General features: G+C 63.4%; 24 protein-coding genes. 6 read left to right on the top strand and 18 right to left on the bottom strand.

Features of this window, described 5'->3' with window-relative positions:
- Positions 1-86: 86 nt before the first annotated feature.
- Positions 87-1,217 carry a glycosyltransferase family 4 protein gene (locus NKH19_RS19625; RefSeq protein ID WP_352870551.1) on the bottom strand — a complete coding sequence of 377 codons (1,131 nt, stop codon included), beginning with the start codon at positions 1,215-1,217 and terminating at the stop codon, positions 87-89.
- An 8-nt stretch (positions 1,218-1,225) separates the two neighbouring features.
- Positions 1,226-1,789, bottom strand: a complete 564-nt coding sequence (locus tag NKH19_RS19620) for a polysaccharide biosynthesis/export family protein (protein ID WP_352870552.1) — start codon at positions 1,787-1,789, stop codon at positions 1,226-1,228.
- A gap of 257 nt (positions 1,790-2,046) precedes the next feature.
- On the opposite strand from NKH19_RS19620, the gene NKH19_RS19615 reads away from it, so the two are divergent.
- Complete coding sequence (locus NKH19_RS19615) at positions 2,047-4,323, top strand: GumC family protein (protein WP_352870553.1); 2,277 nt, start codon at positions 2,047-2,049, stop codon at positions 4,321-4,323.
- A 50-nt stretch (positions 4,324-4,373) separates the two neighbouring features.
- On the opposite strand, the gene NKH19_RS19610 is transcribed toward NKH19_RS19615, so the two are convergent.
- The 6 genes from NKH19_RS19610 to NKH19_RS19585 form a co-directional block, all read right to left on the bottom strand.
- Positions 4,374-5,210: a GNAT family N-acetyltransferase gene (locus tag NKH19_RS19610; protein ID WP_352870554.1), complete on the bottom strand. Its 837-nt coding sequence runs from the start codon at positions 5,208-5,210 to the stop codon at positions 4,374-4,376.
- A 4-nt stretch (positions 5,211-5,214) separates the two neighbouring features.
- Positions 5,215-5,961: an aspartate/glutamate racemase family protein gene (locus NKH19_RS19605; RefSeq protein WP_352870602.1), complete on the bottom strand. Its 747-nt coding sequence runs from the start codon at positions 5,959-5,961 to the stop codon at positions 5,215-5,217.
- Between the two features lies 1 nt (position 5,962).
- Entirely contained in the window at positions 5,963-6,781 is an 819-nt protein-coding gene (locus NKH19_RS19600) for an ABC transporter permease (RefSeq protein WP_352870555.1), read from the bottom strand.
- Position 6,782: 1 nt separating this feature from the next.
- Complete coding sequence (locus NKH19_RS19595; RefSeq protein WP_352870556.1) at positions 6,783-7,694, bottom strand: ABC transporter permease; 912 nt, start codon at positions 7,692-7,694, stop codon at positions 6,783-6,785.
- Positions 7,695-7,780: 86 nt separating this feature from the next.
- Entirely contained in the window at positions 7,781-9,070 is a 1,290-nt protein-coding gene (locus NKH19_RS19590) for an ABC transporter substrate-binding protein (RefSeq protein ID WP_352870557.1), read from the bottom strand.
- Between the two features lie 33 nt (positions 9,071-9,103).
- Positions 9,104-10,192, bottom strand: a complete 1,089-nt coding sequence (locus NKH19_RS19585) for an ABC transporter ATP-binding protein (RefSeq protein ID WP_352982659.1) — start codon at positions 10,190-10,192, stop codon at positions 9,104-9,106.
- Between the two features lie 262 nt (positions 10,193-10,454).
- Between NKH19_RS19585 and NKH19_RS19580 the strand changes: the two genes are divergently transcribed.
- Entirely contained in the window at positions 10,455-11,168 is a 714-nt protein-coding gene (locus NKH19_RS19580; protein ID WP_352870559.1) for a GntR family transcriptional regulator, read from the top strand.
- A 3-nt stretch (positions 11,169-11,171) separates the two neighbouring features.
- On the opposite strand, the gene NKH19_RS19575 is transcribed toward NKH19_RS19580, so the two are convergent.
- The gene (locus tag NKH19_RS19575) at positions 11,172-12,395 is read right to left on the bottom strand and encodes a GNAT family N-acetyltransferase (RefSeq protein ID WP_352870560.1); all 1,224 of its coding nucleotides are present in this window, start codon (positions 12,393-12,395) and stop codon (positions 11,172-11,174) included.
- A gap of 90 nt (positions 12,396-12,485) precedes the next feature.
- On the opposite strand from NKH19_RS19575, the gene NKH19_RS19570 reads away from it, so the two are divergent.
- Positions 12,486-13,544: a polysaccharide deacetylase family protein gene (locus NKH19_RS19570; protein WP_352870561.1), complete on the top strand. Its 1,059-nt coding sequence runs from the start codon at positions 12,486-12,488 to the stop codon at positions 13,542-13,544.
- Positions 13,545-13,560: 16 nt separating this feature from the next.
- Here the strand turns inward: NKH19_RS19570 and NKH19_RS19565 are convergent, their stop codons facing one another.
- Entirely contained in the window at positions 13,561-13,776 is a 216-nt protein-coding gene (locus NKH19_RS19565; protein WP_023759866.1) for a DUF2842 domain-containing protein, read from the bottom strand.
- Between the two features lie 196 nt (positions 13,777-13,972).
- Between NKH19_RS19565 and NKH19_RS19560 the strand changes: the two genes are divergently transcribed.
- On the top strand, positions 13,973-15,064 hold the full coding sequence (locus NKH19_RS19560; RefSeq protein WP_352870562.1) for a COX15/CtaA family protein: 1,092 nt from the start codon (positions 13,973-13,975) through the stop codon (positions 15,062-15,064).
- A 175-nt stretch (positions 15,065-15,239) separates the two neighbouring features.
- Here the strand turns inward: NKH19_RS19560 and argC are convergent, their stop codons facing one another.
- Both argC and speB read right to left on the bottom strand, forming a co-directional pair.
- Positions 15,240-16,166 (bottom strand): N-acetyl-gamma-glutamyl-phosphate reductase, encoded by a 927-nt coding sequence (argC, locus tag NKH19_RS19555; protein WP_352982656.1) that lies wholly within the window; start codon positions 16,164-16,166, stop codon positions 15,240-15,242.
- Positions 16,167-16,196: 30 nt separating this feature from the next.
- Positions 16,197-17,207 (bottom strand): agmatinase, encoded by a 1,011-nt coding sequence (gene speB / locus NKH19_RS19550; protein WP_352870565.1) that lies wholly within the window; start codon positions 17,205-17,207, stop codon positions 16,197-16,199.
- A gap of 244 nt (positions 17,208-17,451) precedes the next feature.
- On the opposite strand from speB, the gene NKH19_RS19545 reads away from it, so the two are divergent.
- Positions 17,452-18,510, top strand: coding sequence for a glycerophosphodiester phosphodiesterase family protein (locus NKH19_RS19545; RefSeq protein WP_352870566.1), 1,059 nt, complete (start codon positions 17,452-17,454; stop codon positions 18,508-18,510).
- A 68-nt stretch (positions 18,511-18,578) separates the two neighbouring features.
- On the opposite strand, the gene NKH19_RS19540 is transcribed toward NKH19_RS19545, so the two are convergent.
- Positions 18,579-19,451 carry an aldo/keto reductase family oxidoreductase gene (locus tag NKH19_RS19540; protein WP_352982653.1) on the bottom strand — a complete coding sequence of 291 codons (873 nt, stop codon included), beginning with the start codon at positions 19,449-19,451 and terminating at the stop codon, positions 18,579-18,581.
- A 91-nt stretch (positions 19,452-19,542) separates the two neighbouring features.
- On the opposite strand from NKH19_RS19540, the gene NKH19_RS19535 reads away from it, so the two are divergent.
- On the top strand, positions 19,543-20,442 hold the full coding sequence (locus tag NKH19_RS19535) for a LysR family transcriptional regulator (protein ID WP_352982652.1): 900 nt from the start codon (positions 19,543-19,545) through the stop codon (positions 20,440-20,442).
- A gap of 222 nt (positions 20,443-20,664) precedes the next feature.
- Here the strand turns inward: NKH19_RS19535 and rpsI are convergent, their stop codons facing one another.
- From rpsI to NKH19_RS19510, 5 genes are all read right to left on the bottom strand, one after another.
- On the bottom strand, positions 20,665-21,147 hold the full coding sequence (gene rpsI, locus NKH19_RS19530) for a 30S ribosomal protein S9 (protein WP_352870569.1): 483 nt from the start codon (positions 21,145-21,147) through the stop codon (positions 20,665-20,667).
- A gap of 1 nt (position 21,148) precedes the next feature.
- On the bottom strand, positions 21,149-21,613 hold the full coding sequence (gene rplM, locus NKH19_RS19525; protein ID WP_023759853.1) for a 50S ribosomal protein L13: 465 nt from the start codon (positions 21,611-21,613) through the stop codon (positions 21,149-21,151).
- Between the two features lie 257 nt (positions 21,614-21,870).
- Positions 21,871-22,269, bottom strand: coding sequence for a type II toxin-antitoxin system HicB family antitoxin (locus NKH19_RS19520; RefSeq protein WP_352870570.1), 399 nt, complete (start codon positions 22,267-22,269; stop codon positions 21,871-21,873).
- Between the two features lie 20 nt (positions 22,270-22,289).
- Complete coding sequence (locus tag NKH19_RS19515; RefSeq protein ID WP_352870603.1) at positions 22,290-22,475, bottom strand: type II toxin-antitoxin system HicA family toxin; 186 nt, start codon at positions 22,473-22,475, stop codon at positions 22,290-22,292.
- A gap of 50 nt (positions 22,476-22,525) precedes the next feature.
- Positions 22,526-22,975, bottom strand: coding sequence for a PaaI family thioesterase (locus NKH19_RS19510; RefSeq protein ID WP_352870571.1), 450 nt, complete (start codon positions 22,973-22,975; stop codon positions 22,526-22,528).
- Positions 22,976-23,034 lie beyond the last annotated feature (59 nt).

Below are 23,034 nucleotides of genomic sequence, written 5' to 3'. Positions count from 1 at the left end.
CCGCAAGCTTCCCTTCGGTGAATAGCAAAAGAGAGCTAAGAAACCCTTGAAACAACCCGTGGCTTTGAAACGGCTTGACCTTGCGGCTATCTGTCTAGCGCGGCGAAGTAGGCCTTCTCGATGTTGGCGGCCATCACATCGGCGCCGAAGCGCGCCTTGAGGTCGGCGCCATCGGGCATCAGGTCGCTATAGGCAACTGGGTCGGTCAGCGCCTGGCTCATCTTGTCGGCAAGCTCGACCGGGTCGGGCCGGATCAGGGCAGGGGAACCGGTGCCGAATATCTCCGGAATGCCACCGACCGCGGTGGCGATCATCGGCTTTCCCGCGGCTAGCGTTTCCAGGACGATATAGGGCATGGCTTCGGCGCGCGAGGGAACGATGACGAGCGCCGCCAGTGCAAAGGCCTCCCTGGCCGGCATCGGCGGCAGGAAGCGGACATGGCGCTCGAGCCCGAGGCGTTTCACTCGCACGTGGTAACGCGGCAGGTCGTCGCCGTCGCCGACCATGACCGCGGTCAGCGCGCGGCCGAACTGGGGGCCGGCCAGCGCCAGTGCATCGATGAAGATGTCCGGCCCCTTCAGGTCGCGCATCATGCCGATATAGAGCAGATCGGCTGCGTCCGTCTCGGCGATCACCGGCTCGAATTCGGTGGCGCGCAGGCCGTTATAGACCAGGGTGTTGGGAATGGGCGGTTCGCCGACCTTCCTGCGGTAGGTTTGCCGTTCATAGTCGGAGACAAACAGCAGGCAGTCGGTGAAGCGAGCCATGAAGCGCTCGAGCGCGAAGAACAGCTTTCCGGTGGTCGTGTTCTCGTCATAGTGGAGAGAGCCGCCATGCGGCGAATAAAGGCGGGCTACGCGAGACCTTGATACCCGCAACAATGAGCCGAACAGACGGGCATAGGCGCCACCCTTGGCGCCGTGCCCGTGCAATACGTCCGGCCGCAATTCCTTGATGATCCTGTAAGTGCGCCAGGCCGAGGCAAGGTCGCCCGGGCCGACATGGCGCTGCATCGGCGTGCGGTGGATGCCGAGCGCCAGCATGTCCTTCATCTGCTCGAACAGACGCTCCTCGAACGCGCCGCCCGTCGTCGAATCGCAAACGATGCCGACGGAATGCCCGGCGGCGACCTGCGCCTCGGTCAGGTCGCGCACATGCCGGAATATTCCCCCGACGGGTGAGCGAAAGCAGTGGACGATCCTGAGTGTGTCCGCCACGTGGTTCGTCAGAACAGGCGTTCGCGGACGTAGACGGTATCGCCGGGCAGCAGCGGGTCCGAGGTGACCACGCGGCCGGTCATCACCTTGCCGTTGATGTCGCGGGTGATGTCGACGCTTTCCTGATTGGCACGCGGCGAGAAACCACCGGCAATGGCGATGGCCTTCTGCACCGTCAGGCCGGGAACATAGGAATATTGGCCGGCCGCACCCACTTCGCCCATGACGAAGATCGGCCGATAGCGGTCGATCTCGACCGAAACGTCTGGATCGCGCAGATAGCCTTGCCGCAATTTGTCGGCGATTTGCTTTTCCATCTGCTGTGCGGTGTGGCCGCGCGCCGGTATGGCGCCGACAAGCGGGAAGGAGAGGTAGCCGGATTGGTCGACGCTGTAGGTGTTGGTCAGGCCATCCTGCTCGAACACGGTGACGCGGACGCGGTCGCCGGCGCCAAGACGATAGGGCTGATCGAGCACCTCATGGAAAGCTGCCGGCGTCGGCCGGTAGCTGGAACAGCCGGCGAGCATCGATACGGCAAGCAGCGCACGAAAGAGGGAAGCAGTGCTTTTCATGACCGGATAGGTACCTTCGACTGGTCGCCGCAACGTCGCAGCAACTCTAGGGATCGAGGTCCGTTATCATCCTGTTAGGGTTAATGGCCGGTAAAGGGGGCGGCCGACGGACGGCGCATCGGCAAGAGTTTTACGATTTCTGGCGGTTTTGTTTATCGCCCGCCAGTAAACCCTAATGGAAACTTACCGCGATCTTAACGGCTGAGTTACCATAGTTGTTTACGGTGCGTGCTGACCCAGTATCGGAGTAGGGATGCATGTCCGTTCAGTCCGCGGCCGCAGATGTCGACGTCGATCTCAGCCAGCTCTTCGGCAGCCTGGCGAGGAGTTGGCTGCGCATTCTCGTCGTCGCGCTGTTGGTGACCGGCGCGGCTTTCGCCTTTGCCTCGCTGGCAACCCGGCACTACAAGGCCGAGACGCAGGTGGAAATCGCTCCGCGTGAATCCGTGTATACGCGGCCGGCCAGCAACAACAATGATACCGACAAGCCTATTCTCGACGAACAGGGCGTCGCCACCCAGGTCCAGATAATTTCCTCCAACGAAATCCTCAAGCAGGTCGCGCAAAAGCTTGGCCTGGCAAAATTGCCCGAGTTCGACGACGCGCTCTATATGTCGCCGTTGAGCCGCGCTTTGGTCCTCGTCGGCTTGAAAAGCGATCCAATGGAGATTCCGGCGGAAGAGCGCGTCCTCAAGAAAATGCACGAGAAGCTCAACGTCTATGGCGTCGAAAAGACCCGCATCATCGCCATTGAGTTCTCATCGGAAGATCCAAGGCTCGCGGCCGCCATACCAGATGCCATTGCCGCCGCCTATATAGCGGGGCAAGGGGCCGCCAAGCTCGAATCGAACAATGCCGCCGCCGATTTTCTGGCGCCGGAGATCGCCGACCTGTCGAAGCAGGTCAAGGATGCCGAGGCCAAGGTCGCTGCCTACCGCTCACAATCCGATCTTCTGATGGGTGGTAACAATTCGGTGCTGGCCACCCAGCAGCTCTCGGAACTGTCGAGCGAACTGTCGAAAGTGCGCGCCAACCGCGCCGCGGCCGAAGCGACCGCTGACGGTGTGCGCAGGGCGCTGCAGAATGGCGGTTCGCTGGACGCCGTGCCGGAGGTTTTGTCATCGGACCTGATCCAGCGCCTGCGCGAGCGCCAGGTCGAACTGCGCACCAACATCGCCGATCTGTCGACGACATTGCTTGGCAATCATCCACGCATCCGCGCGCTGAAATCGCAACTGGCCGATCTCGATGCGCAGATCCGCGGCGAGGCGCAAAAGGTCATGAAGGGCCTGTTGATGCAGGCCGAGACGGCAAAGGCCCGCGAGAATCAGCTTGTTGCCGACGTCAACACATTGAAGGCCGCGTCGGCGCAGGCCGGGGAACAGCAGGTCGATCTCGATGCGCTGCAGCGCGACGCCACCGCCAAACGGCAGCAACTCGAGTTGTATCTGACCAACTACCGCGAAGCGGCTTCGCGCCAGGATCGCAATTATCTGCCGGTCGACGCGCGGATCGCCTCGAAGGCTTCGGTTCCCTCCGAGGCTTATTTCCCGAAGGTCGGGCCGATCGTTGGCGCCGCTTTCGCCGCATCGCTGCTGATCATGGTCATTGTGACGCTTCTGCAGGAGCTGTTTTCCGGCCGTGCGATGCGTCCGGCGACCGGTTCCCGCTTCGAGCGGATCGATGAGGTCGCGATGCCCCATGTGGCGCAGGCGCCTGATAGGGTCGCAATGCCGGTTGTCCGCCATGAGCCTTCAGTCCGCCAGGATCCCGTCGCTCGCCAGGAGATGGCGGAACGTCCGGCTGCAGCGGAGGCCGAGCCCTACACGGCCGCGATGCCCTATGGGGCCGAAGCGCCCGATATGGTCGCAATGGCCGAGGCAGCGGCAGCCGAGCAGACGGCTGTCGAGCCCGAACCGGTGCGTTCGACGCTGGGCGAGATCGACGTCGAGAAGGCTGCCGAAAAGCTGATCGCCAGCGGTGCCGCGCGCGCCATATTCGTGTCGCCAGAGGGCGACGAGGCCGCCGCATCCGCGGTCCTGGTGGCACGCGAGGTCGCCGACGCCGGCCTGCGCGTCCTATTGCTGGACCTCACCGCGTCGGGGGCGGCCTCACGGCCGATGCTGGACAGTGGGCTTTTCCCCGGCATCACCAACCTGCTCGCTTCGGAAGCGCAGTTCAGCGACGTCATCCACGCCGATCTCTACTCGGACTGTCACGTCATTCCCGTCGGCACCGCCGATCCGGTCCGCGCCATGCGAGCCGCCGACCGGCTGCCGATCATCATGCAGTCGCTGACAACCGCCTATGATCTGGTCGTGGTCGAGTGCGGACCAGCCGACGCGCAGGGCATCAGCCGTCTGACCGGCGATGCCACCGAGGTCTTTCTCTCCATGCTGGAGCCGGACGACGAAGTAACAAAGGCCGCGGTCAGGCTGATCGAAAGCGGCTATCCCGACGTGACGCTGGTGACGCCGCTCGGCCACGAACCGCCCGGCAATCCGGTGCCGGGACGGCGCACCGCCGCCGCCTGAGCGAGCCTTGGATCGTTTGGCGGAGACCTGTTCAGAGACCCGTCTGATTTCTATCCCAGTTCCAGGGTCGTTACGCCGAACAACCGCTGCGGCCCAAGCTTCGGGGCTGGGCCCTTGTACATGCGGGTGGTGGTGAAGGTCGGCGCAAAGCCGGCCGCATCAAGCGCTGCAATGAAGTCCAGTTTGGTGGCTGGAACGTCGACGCTCAGGTCGCCGCCCTCGCAGGCACCAGCCAGTCCGTCCAGCAATCGCAGAGCGATTTCCATGTCGTCGGCAAACAGCGGGCCGATCTTGAAGCCGGATCGACACCGGCGCGCCACGCCATAGCCGTTGATGCCGCGTGAACTGATCGCCGCCAGCCCGTGATGTGGCGGCCGCAGCCAGCGCTGCAGAAAGGCACGTCGGGGCGCGGGAAAGCAATGCGCGTCATAGGCGATGATGTCGGGCACGAGCTCAGTCTTCACCGTCCTCAGTCCGTTGGCTCTGCCCGATGGGCCTGCCTTGCGGCCGCTATAGCGGATGGTCTCGTAGGCCGGGCTGAAGCCCTTGCGCCGGTAATTCGCCTGCTGCTCGGCGACGCCGTCGAGGCCGATTGTGCGGCCGGCAAGTCTCGTCATTCCGGCGTTCCACACCGCCTTTGCGTAGCCTTTGCCGCGCATGTCCGGCCGGCAGATGTAGAGGCCGATGAAGCCGAACTCGCTTCCATAGGCCACCGCCGAGATTGCCGCGACCATTTCGTTGCCTACAAAGGCGCCGATGAAGCCTTCAGGGTCCGCGGCCTGGAACATCGCCGCGTCTTCAAGGCCAGGATTCCAGCCTTCCGCGGCCGCCCAGTCGACGAGAACAGCCAGCTCCTGCAGCGAAAGCGTCCGGATGGTCGGCTTCATGCACTCACTCCGCGGCGGCTATTCCGGGTGAGAAGGATTTCAGCACACCACGATAGGGCTTGGCCAGCGGGCTTGCATAGGCGCCGCGCTTCGATGTCGACAGGCCGAGCGAGATCAGCGCCTCGGCCTGCTTGAGTGCTGCACCGACGCCGTCGATAACCGGCAGTTGGAACTCCGCTTGCAGCCGGTGTGCAAGGTCGGCCATACCGGCGCAGCCGAGCACAATGGCCTCGGCGCGATCCTCTCCGATCGCTCGGGCGATTTCGTCGCGCAGTTTTCCGACCGCGCCGGATGCCGGGTCCTCCAGCGCAAGCACGGGGATGTCCGCGGCGCGCACGCGGACGCGTCCCGCCATGCCGTAGCGATGCACCAGCCCCTCGACAGGTACAAGCGAGCGTTCGGTGGTTGTCACCACGGTGAAGCGCTGGGCAATGAAAGCAGCGATGGAAAGCGCCGCCTCGCAGATGCCGATAACGGGGATACCGGCCATGGCGCGTGCCGCATCAAGGCCGGTGTCGTCGAAACAGGCGATGATGGCCGCCTGCGCGCCGGCACGCTCGCCGGCGGCGATCTCCATCAGCAGGCCCGGCACGGCCAGTGCCTCGTCATAATAGCCTTCGATCGATACCGGTCCCATGGACGAGGTGACGGCAACCACTTCCGTCCAGGCGCCGGCGACGGCGCGTGCGGCGGCCGCGATGGTCTCGGTCATGCTCGCCGTCGTGTTTGGGTTTACCACCAGTATCTGCACGTCACGCGCTCGCCCGGCGGCGGCCGACATAGAGGATGGCGCCCAACGTTGCCAGGATCACCAGGAACGAAAACACCGTGGTCACCGTGCCCAGCGCGTAGAGGACAGGCGTCGTGACATTGGTGGTCATGCCGTAGATCTCGAGCGGCAGCGTGTTGAAGGTGCCTGAGGTCATCAGCGTACGCGCGAACTCGTCGTAGGACAGCGTGAAGCCGAACAGGCCAACGCCGATCAGGCTCGGCGCGATCATCGGCAGCACGACATGGGCGAAGGTCTGCCAGGAGGTGGCGCCGAGGTCGCGTGCGGCCTCCTCATAGGCCGGCGAGAAGCGGTTGAAGACGGCGAACATGATCAGTACGCCGAACGGCAAGGTCCAGGTCAGATGCGCGCCGAAGGCGGACGTGTACCAGGCCGGACGAAAGCCGATCTGCTGGAAGACCACGCCGATGCCCAGTGAAATGATGATCGAGGGCACGACGAGGCTGGCGACAGCCAGGTAGAACAGCGCTGTGGCGCCGCGAAATTTCTGGCGGAAGGCGAGGCCCGCCAGCAGGGACACCACTACGGTGACGATCATCACCATGACGCCCAGCACCAGCGAGCGCTTGAAGCTGCCGCCGAAGTCGCCGACGGCCTGGCGCTCGAACAGATTGGCGAACCAGTGCAGCGACACGCCGTTGAGCGGGAAAGTGAGGCCACCGGTCTCGCCCTGGAACGAGAGGATCAGGATCGCCGACAGCGGGCCGTAGAGGAACAGCACGAACAGCGTGAAGAAGACCGCCAGCACGTAGAAACCGACAGTGCGTTTTTCGTGGCTCACGTCAGAGCTCCTTGCGGATGTCGACGACGCGCAGGATGCCGGCGACCATCAAAAGCACCAGCACGAGCAGCACCACCGCATTGGCCGCGGCGGCCGGATATTGCAGCAGCGACATCTGGTTCTTCATCATCAGCGCGACGGAAGCGCTCTGGCCGCCCGACATCACCTGCACGGTGGAGAAGTCGGCCATGACGAGCGTGACGACGAAGATGGTGCCGATCGCCATGCCCGGCTTGGCCAGTGGAATGATGACGTTCCACAGCACCTGCCAGCCGGAGGCGCCCGCGTCGCGCGCGGCCTCGACCAGCGAGCGGTCGATGCGCATCAGCGTGTTGAAGATCGGCGTCACCATGAACAGCGTATAGAGATGCACCATGGCGAGCACGACCGCGAATTCCGAATAGAGCAGCCATTCGATCGGTTTCGGCACCAGCCCCAGATGCACCAGCGTCGAGTTGATCAGCCCGTTGCGGCCGAGCACGGGAATCCACGAGATCATGCGGATGATGTTGGAGGTCAGGAAAGGCACGGTGCAGACCAGGAACAGCACCATCTGCATGGCCGTGGTGCGGATGTGGAAGGCGAGGAAATAGGCGACCCAGAAGCCGATGAACAAGGTCAGCGCCCAGACGATGGCGGCGAATTTGATGGTATTGAGATAGGTCTTCCAAGTAACCCACGAGCCCAGAACATCGGAATAGTTTGTGGTCAGGAAATCCGGATACATGGCGGCGAAGTCGTAATCCCAGAAGGACACGACGACGATCATGATGATGGGCAGGAGCAGGAACGCACCAAGGATCAGCGCCAGAGGCGCCGACTGGAGGTAGGGCGTGACGGCGCTGACGAAGAAGCGTCGTTGTCGGACTTGTTTCGCGGCGGCGATTGCGGGACGTTCGATCGCGACTGTCATTAATGCTCTCGGTTTTTCGCGATGCGGCTGAGCCGCGTTCCCTTCTCCCGCAAGGGGAGAAGGGGTAGAGAAGGGGCGCTTGTTCCTTACGCCGCGATGAACTCGTTCCAGCGCTTCACCATGTAGCGGTCCTCGTCCATGACCGAGTTCCAGCAGGCGACCTTGCCCATGCGCTCCTCGAACGAGCCGCCGTCGCGCACCGCGCCGGCCTTCTCCATGACCGTGCCGTCCGGTGCCTTGATGTCGCCCTTGGCCGGCTTGCCTTCGATCCAGTAGCCCCACTCGTCCTCGGTCATGAACTTCTTGGCCGAGACCATGTTGGCCGAGTAATAGCCTTGGCGGTTGAGATAGCCGCCGACCCAGCCCGACGTGTACCAGTTGATGTATTCGTAGGCAGCGTCGAGCTCGGCGCCCTTGAGATGGGCGGCAAGGCCGAGGCCGCCACCCCATGAGCGGTAGCCTTCCTTGAGCGGCTGGAAGCGGCAGGCGATGCCCTTGGAGCGCACGGCGGCGACGGCCGGTGACCACATCGACTGGATGACGACTTCGCCCGACGCCATCAAATTGACGCTCTCGTCGAAGGACTTCCAGAAGGCGCGGAACTGGCCGGCCTGCTTGGCCTTGATCAGGAAGTCGATCGTCTTGTCGATCTCCTCCTTGGTCATGTTGCCCTTGTCGGCATATTTGATGTTGCCCGTGGCTTCCATGATCATCGCCGCGTCCATGATGCCGATGGAGGGGATGTTGAGAATCGCGGTCTTGCCCTTGAAGGCCGGGTCCATGATGTCGGCCCAGGTGGTGATGTCGCGGCCGACAAGGTCGGGGCGGATGCCCAGCGTGTCGGCGTTGTAGATAGTGGGCACCATGGTGAACCAGTTGGTCGGTGCCTTGGCGAAGGTCTTTGAGTCCTGCGCGTCGACATAACCGACTGTGTGCGGCGCCGTGCCCTGCGCGATGACGCTGTCGGGCGTCAGTTTGCCGGTTTTGAACAGCGGCACCAGTTCCTCATAGTACTTCAGTTTGCTGACATCCATCGGCTGCAGGACGCCGCTCGGGAACACCTTCTTGCAGATCCAGTATTCGATGTCGGCGATGTCGTAACTGTCGGGCTGGGTCACGGCGCGCTGGGCAGCGGCGTCGGAATCTGTCGCCGTCATCTCGAGCGTGATGCCGAGATCGGCCTTGCACTTGTCGGCGATGGCGTTGAGGTTCGACACGCCGGTGCCGAACTGGCGCAGCGTGATGTTGGATTGCGCCCAAATGGTCGGAAAGCCTGATATGGCACCAGAGCCGGCGGCAAGACCGACGGCAGCGGCACCCGTCTTCAGCAGCGAGCGGCGCGAAATACCCGCCTTGGTTTGCGTAGTGTTTGTCATCCTATTCCCCTATCTTGTTTTGCTTGGTTGACGTCATGAATGCAGGCGACCGAGGACGATGGCATCCTCGGAATCCCAGGCGACCGGTACGGCGTCGCCAATGGCGACGGGTTTGGCGAAGAAGTCGGAATCGTCGATGATGACGGTGAAATCGTCGATGCCGGCGCCGGTGACCGACAGCTTCACCGTGGCGCCGCGATATTCGATGTTGGAGACGATGCCGGTGAAGCCGAGGCCGGGCGAGGGCGCCTCGCCGATGCGCACATGGTCGGTGCGGATGGCGATGTCGATCGGCGCTCCCACGTCCTGTGGCCGGCCACTGGCGGCAAGCGAGCCGCCGCCATTAACGTCGAAGGCGACCATGGCGTCGCGTTCACCGGTGACCCGGCCGGAGATGACATTGTGGTCGCCCATGAAGCGCGCGACGAAGGCGGTGGCCGGCCGCTCGAACCCGTCGCGCGGCGCCGCTGCCTGTTCGATGCGGCCGTCATTCATCACCACGATCAGGTCGGCGAGCGCCATCGCCTCCTCCTGGCTGTGGGTGACGTGGACGAAGGTGATGCCGAGTGACGCCTGCAGCTTCTTCAGCTCGGCCCGCATGCGGATCTTCAGGAACGGGTCGAGCGCGGAAAGCGGCTCGTCGAGCAACAGCGCCTCTGGATCGGTGATCAATGCGCGAGCGAGTGCTACGCGCTGCTGCTGACCGCCGGAAAGCTGCGCGGGCCGGCGCGTCGCATAGGCCTCCATCTGCATCAGCTTCAGCATGTCGAGCGCCTTGGCACGACGCTTTTCCTTGTCGACGCCCTTCATCTTCAGGCTGAAGGCGACATTGTCGATCAGGTCGAGATGCGGGAACAGCGCATAGGACTGGAACATCATCGCCGTGCCGCGCTTGGCCGGCGGCAAGTCCGTCACCACCACATTGCCGAGGCGGACATCGCCGCTGGAAATGCTCTCATGGCCGGCGATCATGCGCAGCGTCGAGGTTTTGCCGCAGCCGGAAGGGCCAAGCAGGCAGCAGTAGGTGCCGGCCGGGATCTTGAGGCTGATGCCCTCGACGGCGGTCGTCGTTCCATAGACTTTCGAAACGGACACAATGTCGATTTCGGCGGCTTTGGACATCAGGCTTCCCCATTTGGTCGCATTAACCAAAGCATCATGCGTGCCAATCGCGAGATGACTGGCCAAGCACTTGAATCGTCGGGAAAATCAGGATTTTTGGACGGCGCCTATCAGGCGGGCTGTTTGTGCATTGCACAAATTATGGGCGATTGTCGGCGATCTCTACCCAAATCGTATGCAATCTTTTTTGCCTTCGTGTCCACTTTGCCTCTCGTGCAGGCGTCAAGAGTCGCGTTAGAAGGGGACGGAAAGAATTCCCGCCATGAACATTGCCGACCAGATCTATTCCGCCACCGACAGCGCCACGCAGGATCGTGCCCGGGCGATCCGCGACCAGTTGCGCGACGCCATCGTCGACCGCCGGCTGGCGCCGGGCACCAAGCTGTCGGAAGGTGAGGTCGGCACACTGTTCGACGTCTCCCGTACCGTGGCGCGCGCGGCGCTGCAGATGCTGTCCTTCGAAGGGCTGGTGCGCACCGAGCGAAATCGTGGCGCCTTCGTCGCCAACCCATCGCCGGAGGAGGCGCGCCAACTGTTCGCCTCGCGCCGACTGATCGAACCGGGCATTGCCATCGCCGCCTGCGGCCGTGTCACCGCTACCGACATTGCCGCATTCAAGGCGCAGCTCGACGAGGAGGGCCGCTTCATCGCTGAGCGCGGCCCGACCGCGCGGCGTTCCGAAATCAAGGCGTCGGGCGATTTCCACTTGCTGCTCGCCGCCGTCGCCGGCAATGCCATCCTGCAGCGCTTCATGGAGGAACTGGTGGCGCGCTCGTCATTGGTCATCGCGCTTTACGGGCGGTCTGGCATATCGGCCTGTGGGCACAGCGAACACACGGAAATTGTCGGCGCGCTGGAGAGCGGCGATTGCGGGCGGGCGAGCCGGCTGATGCTGCACCACATCGATCATATCGAGGCCGATCTGGATTTGCGCGTCAGGGCCGGCCCGGCGCTGAGGGAAGCCCTCAATTTCTGAGAGCTAGCTTTCGTCCTCGGCAGGCACTGCTTGTCCCACCGCCTTGCGGCGCAGCATCTTGGTCAGCTTCCAGATCGTCGGGCTGTTCTTGATGAAGGCCTTGAGCCCTGCGCCCTGCCTGAGCGTCAGCGACAGCACGCGGCCCTTCATAGTCAAGGGGATCAGCACCTCGAAATGCTGGGTTTCGATATCGCACCACAGCCGCTTGTATGGCTCGTCGCCGACGGAGAAATCATAGACCTCGAAACCGCTCTCGCAGGCTTCCTGGATGTTGTCGAAGAACAGGAAATCGCCGGGGCTGGCGTGACCGAGATCGTCCTCGGCGATCGCGCCGAACTCGCAGATCAGGCGCTTGCCCGAGCGGCTCGATCCAGTGATGGCGCGCAGCTTGCCGGCAACCTCGAGCCCGTGCAGCACGAAGGAAGGTTTGTCCTCGGCAAGCGCTTGCACGAACAGCGCGCGGAAGAAGCCGCGCACCTGCTCGCCGCCGAAGACGTTGGTGATGCCCATCTTGCGGAAGCGGAATTCCTTCATCTCGAAAAAGGCGTCGAGCAGCCTGGTCACCTCGTCCGCCGTACGCGCCTCGATGCGCCGATGGCTGCCGACGGCCTCGAACTTCCGGATCTGAGAACGGTGCTTCTTGCGCTTGCGTTTGCCGCTGGCGCGAGAAAGCAGCGCATCGAAGCCGCCGGCAAGGTCGACGGCCAGCGACAGATTGGGGCTGGCAAAATGGTCAAGCGAGGCGAGGGGATTGGCGACGCCGTCGAGATCGGGCAGCAATCGTTCCAGTGCGACGAGATCAATGTCCGGGCGTGCCCTGGCGATGGCCGCCAGCATCGATCGGACGGCCTGGATATCCGCCCTGGCCAGCCAGTCCGCATCGCCGGCGACGAAGTTGCCATTGGCGTGGCGCCCTCCCATGAAGCGGGCGACGCGGAATGGACCGCTGGCCGTGACTTCCAGCGCCAGCGAAAAGACCGGCCTGCCTTCGGCGCTCAGCGTGGTGACGAGCAGGTCCGATCCGGCCTCGGCGGCCCAGTTCAAGACCCAGGCAGCACTCTGCGCCGGTGCGAACAGGGCCGAGCGGCAGAACTCGGCATAGGCTGCGAGCCCGTCCGTGGACACCACTGAAATCGACAGGCCGGCATGTTCCCGTGGCAAGGCGCGCGACGACGCCTCGGTCGCCGCAAGCCGATTGCCGTCAAATGACGCTGAAGCGTCAACCATACCTCAATCCTTAGGGCGTATTGATCGCGATTTGGGGTTCGCGCAGGCGCATTCCGTGCTTGGATCAGCCTAGGCGCAAAAGGTGAATGAATGATCGACGGCGGGGAGGCAATCCGGAAACTGGCGCTGAACGTCGCCCGCTATACCGGTCTTGCACCGCTGGCCAAGCCGTTCATCGGCGGCATTGGCGCCATCCTGATGCTGCACCGCGTCACCGCGACGCCGGAAAAGCCGCACAGCGTCAACCGGCATCTCAATATCGCGCCCGGTTTCCTCGATGCCATGATCGCCGACATGAAGGCGCATGGCTATGTCTTTGTCTCCATGGACGAAGCCGTTGAGCGCATCAAGGCAGGCGGCAAGGGTGGCCAGTTCGCAACCATCACCGCCGACGACGCCTATCGCGACAACATGACCGAGGCGCTGCCAGTGCTGGAGAAGCACGGCGCGCCGATCACCATCTATGTCGCGCCCGGGCTGATCAACGGCACCGCCGACCTGTGGTGGGATGTGGTCGAGGACATCGTCAACGCGCGGAATACCTTGTCGCTGACAGGGCCGAACGGTCCCCTGACGATCGATTGCTCGACACCCGCGAAGAAACTGCAAGCCAATGCACGCCTGCACGCCTATCTCACCTCCGAAGTCCGCGAGGAGGATCTGCAAGCGGTGCTGCGCGACCTGGCTAGCTCAAATGGTGTTGACGCCGACGGTCCGCGCTTGCGGACATTGATGAACTGGGACGAAATCCGCAGCATCGCCGCGCATCCGCTGGTGACGATCGGCGCCCATACGATCAGTCACAGCAATCTGAAGCGGCTCTCCGAAACCGATGCCCGGCACGAGACCGGCGCCGTGCGCGGCATGTTGCAGGCCGAACTGGGCGAAAAGCCCGGCCATTTCGCCTACCCCTATGGCTATGCAAGTGCTGTGGGCTGCCGGGAAGTCGGCTTTGCCCGCGACGCCGGCTACGCCTCCGCCGTAACGACGCGCCACGGCGTGCTGCGCGCCGAACATGCCGGGTTCCTGCATGCCTTGCCGCGCATTTCAGTCAATGGCCGCTACCAGAGCCTTGCCCACATCCGTACCATGCTGTCGGGCGTGACGACGCCGCTCGCCAATGCAGGGAAGATGCTCGTTACCATCTGACGGTGACGGGTTCCGCTTAGCGCTTGGCCCGCGGCTCCAGCATCAGCCATTTGATGATGCCCATCGCCGGCAGCACCCAGAGCAGGCCGCTGAGCAGGAAGAACAGAAAATGCACCCACGGGCCCGACTCCGACAGCTGGGCGACCGCGAAGATCGATGCGACCAGCGCATAGATGATGACCAGCGCAATCAGCAGAAACATTCCGATCAGCTTTTTCAGGCGCAGGGGCATGATTGGTCTCCTGTCGAGGATGCCGGCAACTCGGACAAGGGACCGGGCAACCTCTGAGTGTTGGCCTCGCATAGGCCCTGGCGCGAAGCTGTGCAACCGGTGAGACGCGGCGCGACGGCGTGCCGCGCCGCATGGCCTTGCCAGCACGAGAGCGATGGTCCACCAATCCGCCAAACCAACCTGCCGGGACAAGACCATGGCTGCCATACCAGCTGCCGCGCCATTTGTGGCCCGCGACCGCGACCTCCACAATCGGGCGCTGCTGCGCGGCTGGCTCTATGTGGTGGTGGTGATGCTGTTTGCGCTTGTGCTGGTCGGCGGCGCCACCAGGCTGACCGATTCCGGCCTGTCGATTACGCAATGGAAGCCGATCCATGGCGTCATACCGCCGCTCAACGACGCCGAGTGGCAAGAGGAATTCCAGCTCTACCAGCAGATCCCGCAATATGCCGAGCTCAACAAGGGCATGAGCATTGAGGCGTTCAAGTCGATCTTCTGGTGGGAGTGGGCGCACCGCATCCTGGCGCGCGGCGTCGGCCTGGTCTTTGCCTTGCCGCTGCTGTTTTTCTGGACAACGCGCCGCATAGAGCGTGGCCTGGGGCCGAAACTCGCCGGCATCCTCCTGCTTATCGGCCTGCAGGGCGCCATCGGCTGGTGGATGGTGGCCTCGGGACTGATCGACCGGGTCTCGGTCAGCCAGTACCGTCTGGCCACCCATCTGACACTCGCCGCGCTGATCTTCACCGCGACCATGGTCGTGGCGCGCGGACTGGCGCCGCATTCCGAACCCGCCGCCGATCGGTCGACGCAGAGGCTGGCCGGTTTCATCGTGTTTCTGGCGCTGATCCAGATTTATCTCGGCGGCCTGGTCGCCGGGCTCGATGCTGGCCTGAGCTACAACACCTGGCCGCTGATGGACGGCAAGATCATCCCGGGCGATCTCTTGCTGCTCGAGCCGGCATGGCGCAACTTCTTCGAAAGCCCGAAGACGGTGCAGTTCGTGCATCGGCTCGGTGCCTACACGGTGTTCATCGTGGCCCTGTGGCACGTGATCGCCACGCGCCGGAGGCTGCCAGGCTCAACCCATGCCCGCCGTGCGACGTTGCTGTTTCTGCTGGTGCTGGTGCAGGCCTCGATCGGCATCGGCACGCTGCTGATGCATGTGCCGCTGCATATGGCGCTGACCCATCAGGGGTTTGCGCTCATCGTGTTGGGCTTTGCATCAGCGCATTGGCGCGGCACCAAGGGCGCCTATCCCTTGCGGCACGAAATCGCGCTCAGGAGCTGATCCCGAGCCGATCGGCCAGTCAGAATTCAATCCGCACCGTCCGCCGCGGCGTTGCGGCAGGCGGAATTCGACGTCGAGAAGACGACATGTTCAAACGAGCAGCATGCCGTGGCCGTCTCGGCAATGAATTCGGGCGCGCTGACCTTCCAGCGCGCCGGAAAGGCTGGCGCATCCATCAGAGGCCGAGCATCAGGTCCATGTTCTGGACGGCGGCACCCGAGGCACCCTTGCCGAGATTGTCATAGACCGCCAGCAGCAGGGCCTGCGCCCGTTTGTCGTTGGCGAAGACGTAGACCTTCATCCGGTTGGTGCCGTTATAGATTTCCGGATCGATCTCCGGCATGCGCTCCAGGTGCACATAGGGCGCCACCTCGACCACGCCGCCCTTGATGGCGGCGAAATGGTCGGCGATCGCCGCTTGCAGCTCCGCACCCGTCGGCACATGGTCGAGGCCGCCGAGTTGCAATGGCACGACCGTGATCATGCCTTGCGCGAAATTGCCGACCGCCGGCTGCATGATCGGATCATGCGACAGCCTGGCATAGGCCCTGAGTTCCGGCACGTGCTTGTGCTGCAAGGTGAGGCCATAGGGCAGGAATTCCGAGGCGTCCTCGCCCTTGGCGACATAGTCCTCGATCATCGGCCGTCCGCCGCCCGAATAGCCCGAAATGCCGTTGACGGTGATCGGGAAGTCCGCCGCCAGCAGGCCGGCGGTGACCAGCGGCCGCAGCGTGGCGATCGGTCCCTGCGGCCAGCAGCCGGGGTTGGCGACGCGCTTTGCCGAGGCAATTGTCTTCGCCTGCGTCTTGTCCATTTCGGCGAAACCATACGCCCAGCCTTCCGCCACGCGATGCGCGGTCGACGCATCGATGACCTTGGTGGTGTCGTTGGCAATCAGCGAGACGCTCTCCTTCGCCGCATCGTCGGGCAGGCACAGGATCGCGACATCGGCGGCATTGAGGAACTCGGCGCGCGCGGCTGTTTCCTTGCGGCGCTCGGTCGGAATGGAGATGATCTCCAGGTCGCCGCGCTCGGCAAGCAGCGCCCGGATCTGCAGACCGGTGGTGCCGTGTTCGCCGTCGATGAAGATTTTCGGTTTCATGGATCGATCAAATTCCCTGATATTTCAAGACTATATGCCCTGACCTTGATTCACCGCGGCACCGTTGTGGCTGCCGTTGTTGTTCAACTCTTCAAGCCGGGCCTTCCGCTCCGCCAGCAGGCCGAGATATTGCATGGCCACCATCGAGCCGGCGATCGCCGTTATATCGGCGTGATCATAGGCCGGCGCAACCTCTACGACATCGGCGCCGACAATATCGATCTGGGTGAGCTGGCGCAGCGTCGACAGGATCTTCGCCGACGACGGCCCGCCGGCAACCGGCGTGCCGGTTCCCGGCGCATAGGCCGGATCGAGGCAGTCGATGTCGAAGGTGAGATAGGTCTTCTTGCCGCCGGTGCGGTCGACGATGGCGTAGGCGATATCGGACGCCCGCATCTCCTCGATTTCATGGCCATAGAGGATCTTGATGCCGAACGTGTCGGGCGCATGAGTGCGGATCCCGATCTGGATCGAGCGATCTGGATCGATGATGCCTTCCTTGACGGCGCGGCCGACGAAGGAACCATGGTCGATGCGCTTGCCGTCGTCCGGCCAGGTGTCCTGATGCGCGTCGAACTGCACCAGGGCGAGCGGGCCATGGATGGCGGCATGCGCCTTGAGCAGCGGCCAGGTGACGAAATGGTCGCCGCCGAGCGTCAGCAGGAAGGACCCTGATTTGAGGATCTTCGCCGCTTCGCGTTCGATCGTACCGGGCGTCTTCTGGTGATTACCGAAGTCGAGCAGGCAATCGCCATAGTCGACGACCGCCAGATGCTCGAACAGATCGCGTGAAAACGGATATTGCGGGTCGTTGTCGAGGATCGCAGAGGCGCGGCGAATCGCCTGCGGCCCGAAACGGGCGCCGGGCCGGTTGGTGACGGCGGCGTCGAAAGGAATGCCCCACACCACCGCGTCCGCGCCCTTCACGTCCTTCGTGTATTTGCGCCGCATGAACGACAGCGCGCCGGAATAGGTCGGCTCGAATGCGGCGCCCGTCTTGGAACGGGCGGTGAAGGCGTTGTCGATGTTGTTGTTCGCCATTACGGATCCTCGTTTTTCATCGGGGTGCAACAACTACAGAAGCGGCACGGAAGATGCCAGTCACAGCTTGGCGAGACGGAATGGTGCTGCGCGAGTGCACGTGGCGCCTCATTGATATGCCGGCCATGGCTTGGTTCCGCCGGCTCTCGAAACGCATCTGACGCGTTCCGCTAGCCGGCTTCGTTCACCGAGATGTCACGGGCATCGCCTATCCGGGTTTCGATCCGGCAAGGAGCGATTCTCGATGCGGACCCTCTGGCTGAGCCTTTTGTTTTCCGCGGCACTTGCGGCCGCCGCTGGCCAGGCCTTGGCCGGCGAGACCCGCGCCAGACAGATACTCGACCGCTTCGAGCATGCCAACCAGTGGCGCGACCACGTGATGGTGGCCGCGCATCGCGCCGGCAGCATGCAGGCCGGCAAGACGCTCTATGCGGAAAATTCGATTGCCGCCGTGGAAGGCTCGATCGCCATGGGCGCGGAGATCGTCGAGGTCGACATCAGGCGCTCGAAGGATGGCGAGTTCGTCGTCATGCATGACAGCTGGCTTGACCGCACCACGACCTGCAAGGGCGAGGTGGTCAAGCGCACGCTGGCCGAACTGAAGACCTGCCGGCTGGTGGTCGAGGGCACCGGCGTCGTCACCGATGAAACGGTTTCGACGTTGCGCGAGATGCTGATGGCGACCCGAGACAGGATCCTCATCAACCTGGATAACAAGCTCGACGTTGGCGATCTCTCGGGCATGATCGCGGTCGCTCGCGATCTCGGCATGGCCGAGCAGGTCATCGTCAAGGAGAACCTGTGGAACTCCACCCGGATTTCAACGGTCAAGGCCGCCATGGGCGCCATCGGCGGCGGCTTCCAGTTCATGCCGATCATCGCCGATGACGCGGTGCACGATGCCGGTTTCGCCGAGACGGTCGACCACGCCTTCTCACCGCGCGCGATCGAGTTGATCAACTGGCGGGCGGGCGCCGAGACGCTGACCGAGGCCGGCGGACCGCTGTTCAGCACGCGCATGCGCGCGGCCGCGGCGAGGGGCAATTGGCACATCTGGGCCGATACCTACGCCATCGTCAACAAGCCGGGCGGCTTCCTGGCCGGCGGCCGCGGCGACGAACTGGCTGTGCAGGCCAGCCTGCCGCGCGAAAGCTGGGGTTTTTGGGCCGATCGCGGCGCCACCATCATCCAGACCGACGAACCGAAGGCAGCCATCGACTGGCTGGCGGTCAACGGTTTTCGTGTTCCCTATGCCGACAAGGCGCGGCCGGTTGAGCCGGCGAATACGGCAAGTATCAATTAGGAACGCTGGCGCCGGGTGACTGCCGAGCCCTAACAGGAAGGCCTTGCTCCCCAGTGGGTCGCCCGCCCTCAAGCAGCCATCGCTATGCCATCCAATTTCCTGAGCACGTCGTCCGAAAGCATCAGTTCGGCAGCAGCGAGGTTCTCCCTGAGATGCCCGACAGACGATGTACCGGGGATCAGCAGGATATTGGGCGCGCGGTGCAGCAGCCAGGCGAGCGCGACCTGCATCGGGGTGGCGCCGAGGCGCTTCGCCACATCGGACAGCGTCGAAGACTGCAGCGGGTTGAAGCCGCCGAGCGGAAAGAACGGCACATAGGCGATACCGTCGCGGGCAAGATCATCGATCAAGGCATCGTCGTCGCGATGCGCCAGATTGTACTGGTTCTGCACGCAGACGATCTCGGCGATCCTACGTCCTTCCTCGATTTGCGCAGCCGTCACGTTGCTCAGTCCGATATGCCTGACAAGCCCCTTTTGTTGAAGCTCGGCCAGCACGGTGAGCGGCGCTTCGATCGATCCTTCGGCGGGACCGTGGGGGTCGAACATGATGCGCAAATTGACCACATCCAGCACTTCGAGCCCGAGATTGCTTAGATTGTCATGCACCGCCTGGGACAACGCTTGGGGAGAGAAGGCCGGCAACCACGATCCATCCGTGCCGCGGCGGGCGCCGATCTTGGTGACGATGACCAGATCGTCAGGGTAGGGTGATAGCGCCTCACGGATCAGAAGGTTGGTGACGTGCGGACCGTAGAAGTCGCTGGTATCGATATGATCGACCCCTTGCGCCACGGCGTCGTGTAGCACGGCCAATGCCGCGTCATGGTCCTTCGGCGGCCCGAACACGCCGGGTCCGGCGAGCTGCATGGCGCCATAGCCGAGCCGCTTTACGGTGTGGCTGCCAAGGGTGAAGGTGCCGGCCTGTTGAATGTTGGACATGATTGATCTCCTTTGAGGAGGCAGAGATAGGCCCTGCTCAATCCTATGATAATCGGCTACTATCCACACGGGCTGTGCGGAATTGCGAACAATGATGGACCTCAGTGATCTGAACGCCTTCGTGGCGGTGGCGCGCGCCCGCGGCATACGCGACGGCGCGCGGGCCAGCGGCGGCAGCGCCTCAGGTTTGAGCGAGGCGGTGCGTCGCCTCGAGACACAGCTCGGTGTCAGGCTGTTCAACCGCACGACGCGCAGCGTTGTCCCGACCGAGGCGGGCCTCAGCCTGCTGGAACGGCTCGGCCCGGCGCTGTCGGAGGTCGAGGCGGCGCTGGACGTGGTGAACGGGTTTCGCGACAGGCCGGCGGGCTCGTTGCGGCTCAACGTGCCGGTGAGCGCGGCGCGGCTGATATTGCCCGACATCGTGCCGGATTTCCTCGCCGCCTATCCCGGCATCCGGCTGGAGGTGATCGCCGACGAGAACTTTGTCGACGTACTCGCGGCCGGGTGCGACGCCGGCATCCGTTACGACGAGCGGCTGGAGCAGGACATGATCGCGGTGCCGATCGGGCCGCGCGTGCAGCATTTCGCCACCGCCGCCAGCCCTGCCTATCTCGATCGCCATGGGCGGCCCGAACACCCGAGCGATCTGCTCAGCCATTCTTGCGTGCGCGGCCGCTTTGCCAGCGGTGCGATGCTGCCTTGGGAATTCGAGCGCGACGGTGAGGTGGTCCGGGTCGATCCGACGGGGCCATTGATCGTGCGGATCGGCGGGGCGACCGATCTTGCCGTCGATGCGGCCATCGCCGGCACCGGCGTCATCGGCCTCTTCGAGGGCTGGCTTCGCCCTTACTTCGACAGCGGCGCGCTTGAGCCCATTCTCGAACCGTGGTGGCCGAGTTTTCCCGGACCGTTTCTGTATTATCCCGGTCGGCGCCTGGTGCCGGCCCCGCTACGAGCGTTCATCGATTTCATCAAGGGCGGCAGAACCTGAGAGCTGGCGCCAGGCATGACCTGCGCCCGCGCCATCACCCCGCCCCGGCGCTACGCGCCGACCTCCCCATCGAGGTCCCATCGAGGGGAGCTATAGCGCCGCGCTCTTCTACCTCCCCTTGATGGCGAGGTCGCGCCGAAGGCGCGGGTGGGGTGACTGCCGAGCCCCAACGGCAAAAGGCCGCCCGGAGGCGGCCTTTCGATTGTCTGAAGCGGCGGTGGCTTAGCGCTTCGAGAACTGGAAGCTGCGACGGGCTTTCGCCTTGCCGTACTTCTTGCGCTCGACGACGCGGCTGTCGCGGGTCAGGAAGCCACCCTTCTTGAGCACGGCGCGCAGCGTCGGCTCGTAGTAGGTCAGCGCCTTGGAGATGCCGTGGCGCACGGCGCCGGCCTGGCCGGAGAGGCCGCCGCCGACGACAGTGGCGACGATGTCGTACTGGCCCGAACGGTTCGAGGCGATGATCGGCTGGTTGAGGATCATCTGCAGGACCGGGCGCGCGAAATAGGTCGCGAATTCCTTGTCGTTGACGATGATCTTGCCCGAGCCGGGCTTCACCCAGACACGCGCGATGGCGTTCTTGCGCTTGCCGGTGGCATAGGCGCGGCCCGACTTGTCGAGCTTCTGGACGTGGACGGGGGCGGCCGGCTGCGTATTGGTGTTGCCGGTGGCGGTGCCCAATTCTGCGAGCGAGGAAAGCTCAGCCATCTTATGCGACCTTCTTGTTCTTGGAATTCAGCTTGGCCACGTCGAGAACCTGGGGCTGCTGGGCGACATGCGGATGCTCGGCACCTGCATAGACGCGCAGGTTCTTCATCTGGCGACGGCCGAGCGGGCCACGCGGCACCATGCGCTCAACGGCCTTCTCGACGACACGCTCGGGGAAACGGCCCTCGAGCAGCTGGCGCGCGGTGCGCTCCTTGATGCCGCCGGGGTGGCCGGTGTGCCAGTAATAGACCTTGTCGGTGAACTTCTTGCCGGTGAACACCACCTTGTCGGCATTGATGACGATGACGTTGTCGCCGTCGTCGACATGCGGGGTGAAGGTCGGCTTGTGCTTGCCGCGAAGATGATTGGCGATGACAGTGGCGAGACGACCGACGACGAGACCTTCGGCGTCGATCAGGATCCACTTCTTCACCACATCCGCAGGCTTCTGCGAAAAGGTTGTCATGTTTTCTGCTCTCGGTTCTGACCTTCACGGGGAAGGCGTTTCTTGTTGCTTGGATTGGCGAAAAGCGCTTGCCCGCCGCCAATAACAAAACGGCGGCCTTTGCGGGCCGCTGCTTCGTGAGGGCTTATAGGCGAGGGTGGTTGTGGCGTCAAGGCACGTGAAAAGGAGAATACCAGGCAAAGCGCAGCAAAAACAAAGGCTTGGGAAAAAGGTATTATTTTACCACACCGATCTGCGACCGCTTGTCTGGGGCAGTCTCAGTGCTTTGCCTCGATTTCCCTCCGAGCGGCGCTGGAAAGGAAGGCTGATCGTGTAATGCCGCGCTCACGGGCGGCGGCGTCGATCGCCCGCAAAACACCGCGCTCGAAAGTGACGTTCGCCCGGACGACCGCGCTGTCATTGTCGATGAGCGGCACCGAGACCAAGTAACCGCCTTCGGCAAGCGCGTTGCGTATATCGGGGCGGGCGACAATCGCTTCGTGGCTGGACGGTTCGGGAACGGGCATATCCTCCGCCCACAATTGCAAGGCTTCAACGGCATTGGGCAAGATGTCTTCCGCCGCGTCCGCAGCCGAAAAGCAGCCGGGAATGTCGGGAAAGCGGATGCCGAAAGCGCTATCGGGGTCTTTGTCGACCAAGGCGAAATAGTTCTTCATTGCGGTCTCCGGGCGTCAGCCTATTTGATCCAACCAGCTTGCTTGGCGATCGCGCGAGCAGTGCCGGTTGGCAGATCTTTCTCGGGATGCGGAACAATCAACACGATCCCGCCCTTCCGGAATTTGTGGTGCGAGCCGCGCACGGAAATCAGCTCGAACCCCTCCTCCCTGAGACGCTTTACGATCTTACGGCTGTCACGTTCCAGCAAAAGTCACCTATGCGCATATATATACACATCGAAGGAAAATTCAATCTTCAGGATCGCTTCGGCGGGATCGAATAGGTGCCCATGGCGTGCGCGATCGTGTGTCCGTCCGGGCCGGCGACGATGTCGATGTCGAACACCATCAGGCTCTTTCCCAGCTTCAGGATGCGGCAGTGGCCATCGATCGGCCCGGCCTCGGCCTTGCGGACGAAATTGATGTTGAGATTGGTGGTGACCGAGAGCGCATCCGGTCCGGCATGCGACAGCACGCAGACATACCCACCGATGTCGGCCAGCGTGAACAGCGAGGGGCCGGACACCGTGCCGCCGGGACGCAGATGCCGCTCGCCGGCATTGAGCCGGACAATACAGCCGCCCGGGAACACGTCGATCGTCTCGTAATATCTGAACTGCTCGTTGAGCTGCGGATAGACGGTCTCCATCAGCGCGTTGACTTTTTGTGCGGTCAGTACCGGCTTAAGATTGGAATGGGCGGGCATGTCGGCCTCTCGTTTTGTGCATGCCTGTATCAGCGCGCACGGCATTTCTGGCAACCTTC

The sequence above is a fragment of the Mesorhizobium sp. M1338 genome, assembly GCF_040318045.1.
Classification (GTDB): domain Bacteria; phylum Pseudomonadota; class Alphaproteobacteria; order Rhizobiales; family Rhizobiaceae; genus Mesorhizobium.
This window is presented reverse-complemented; position numbering and strand designations above follow the sequence as displayed.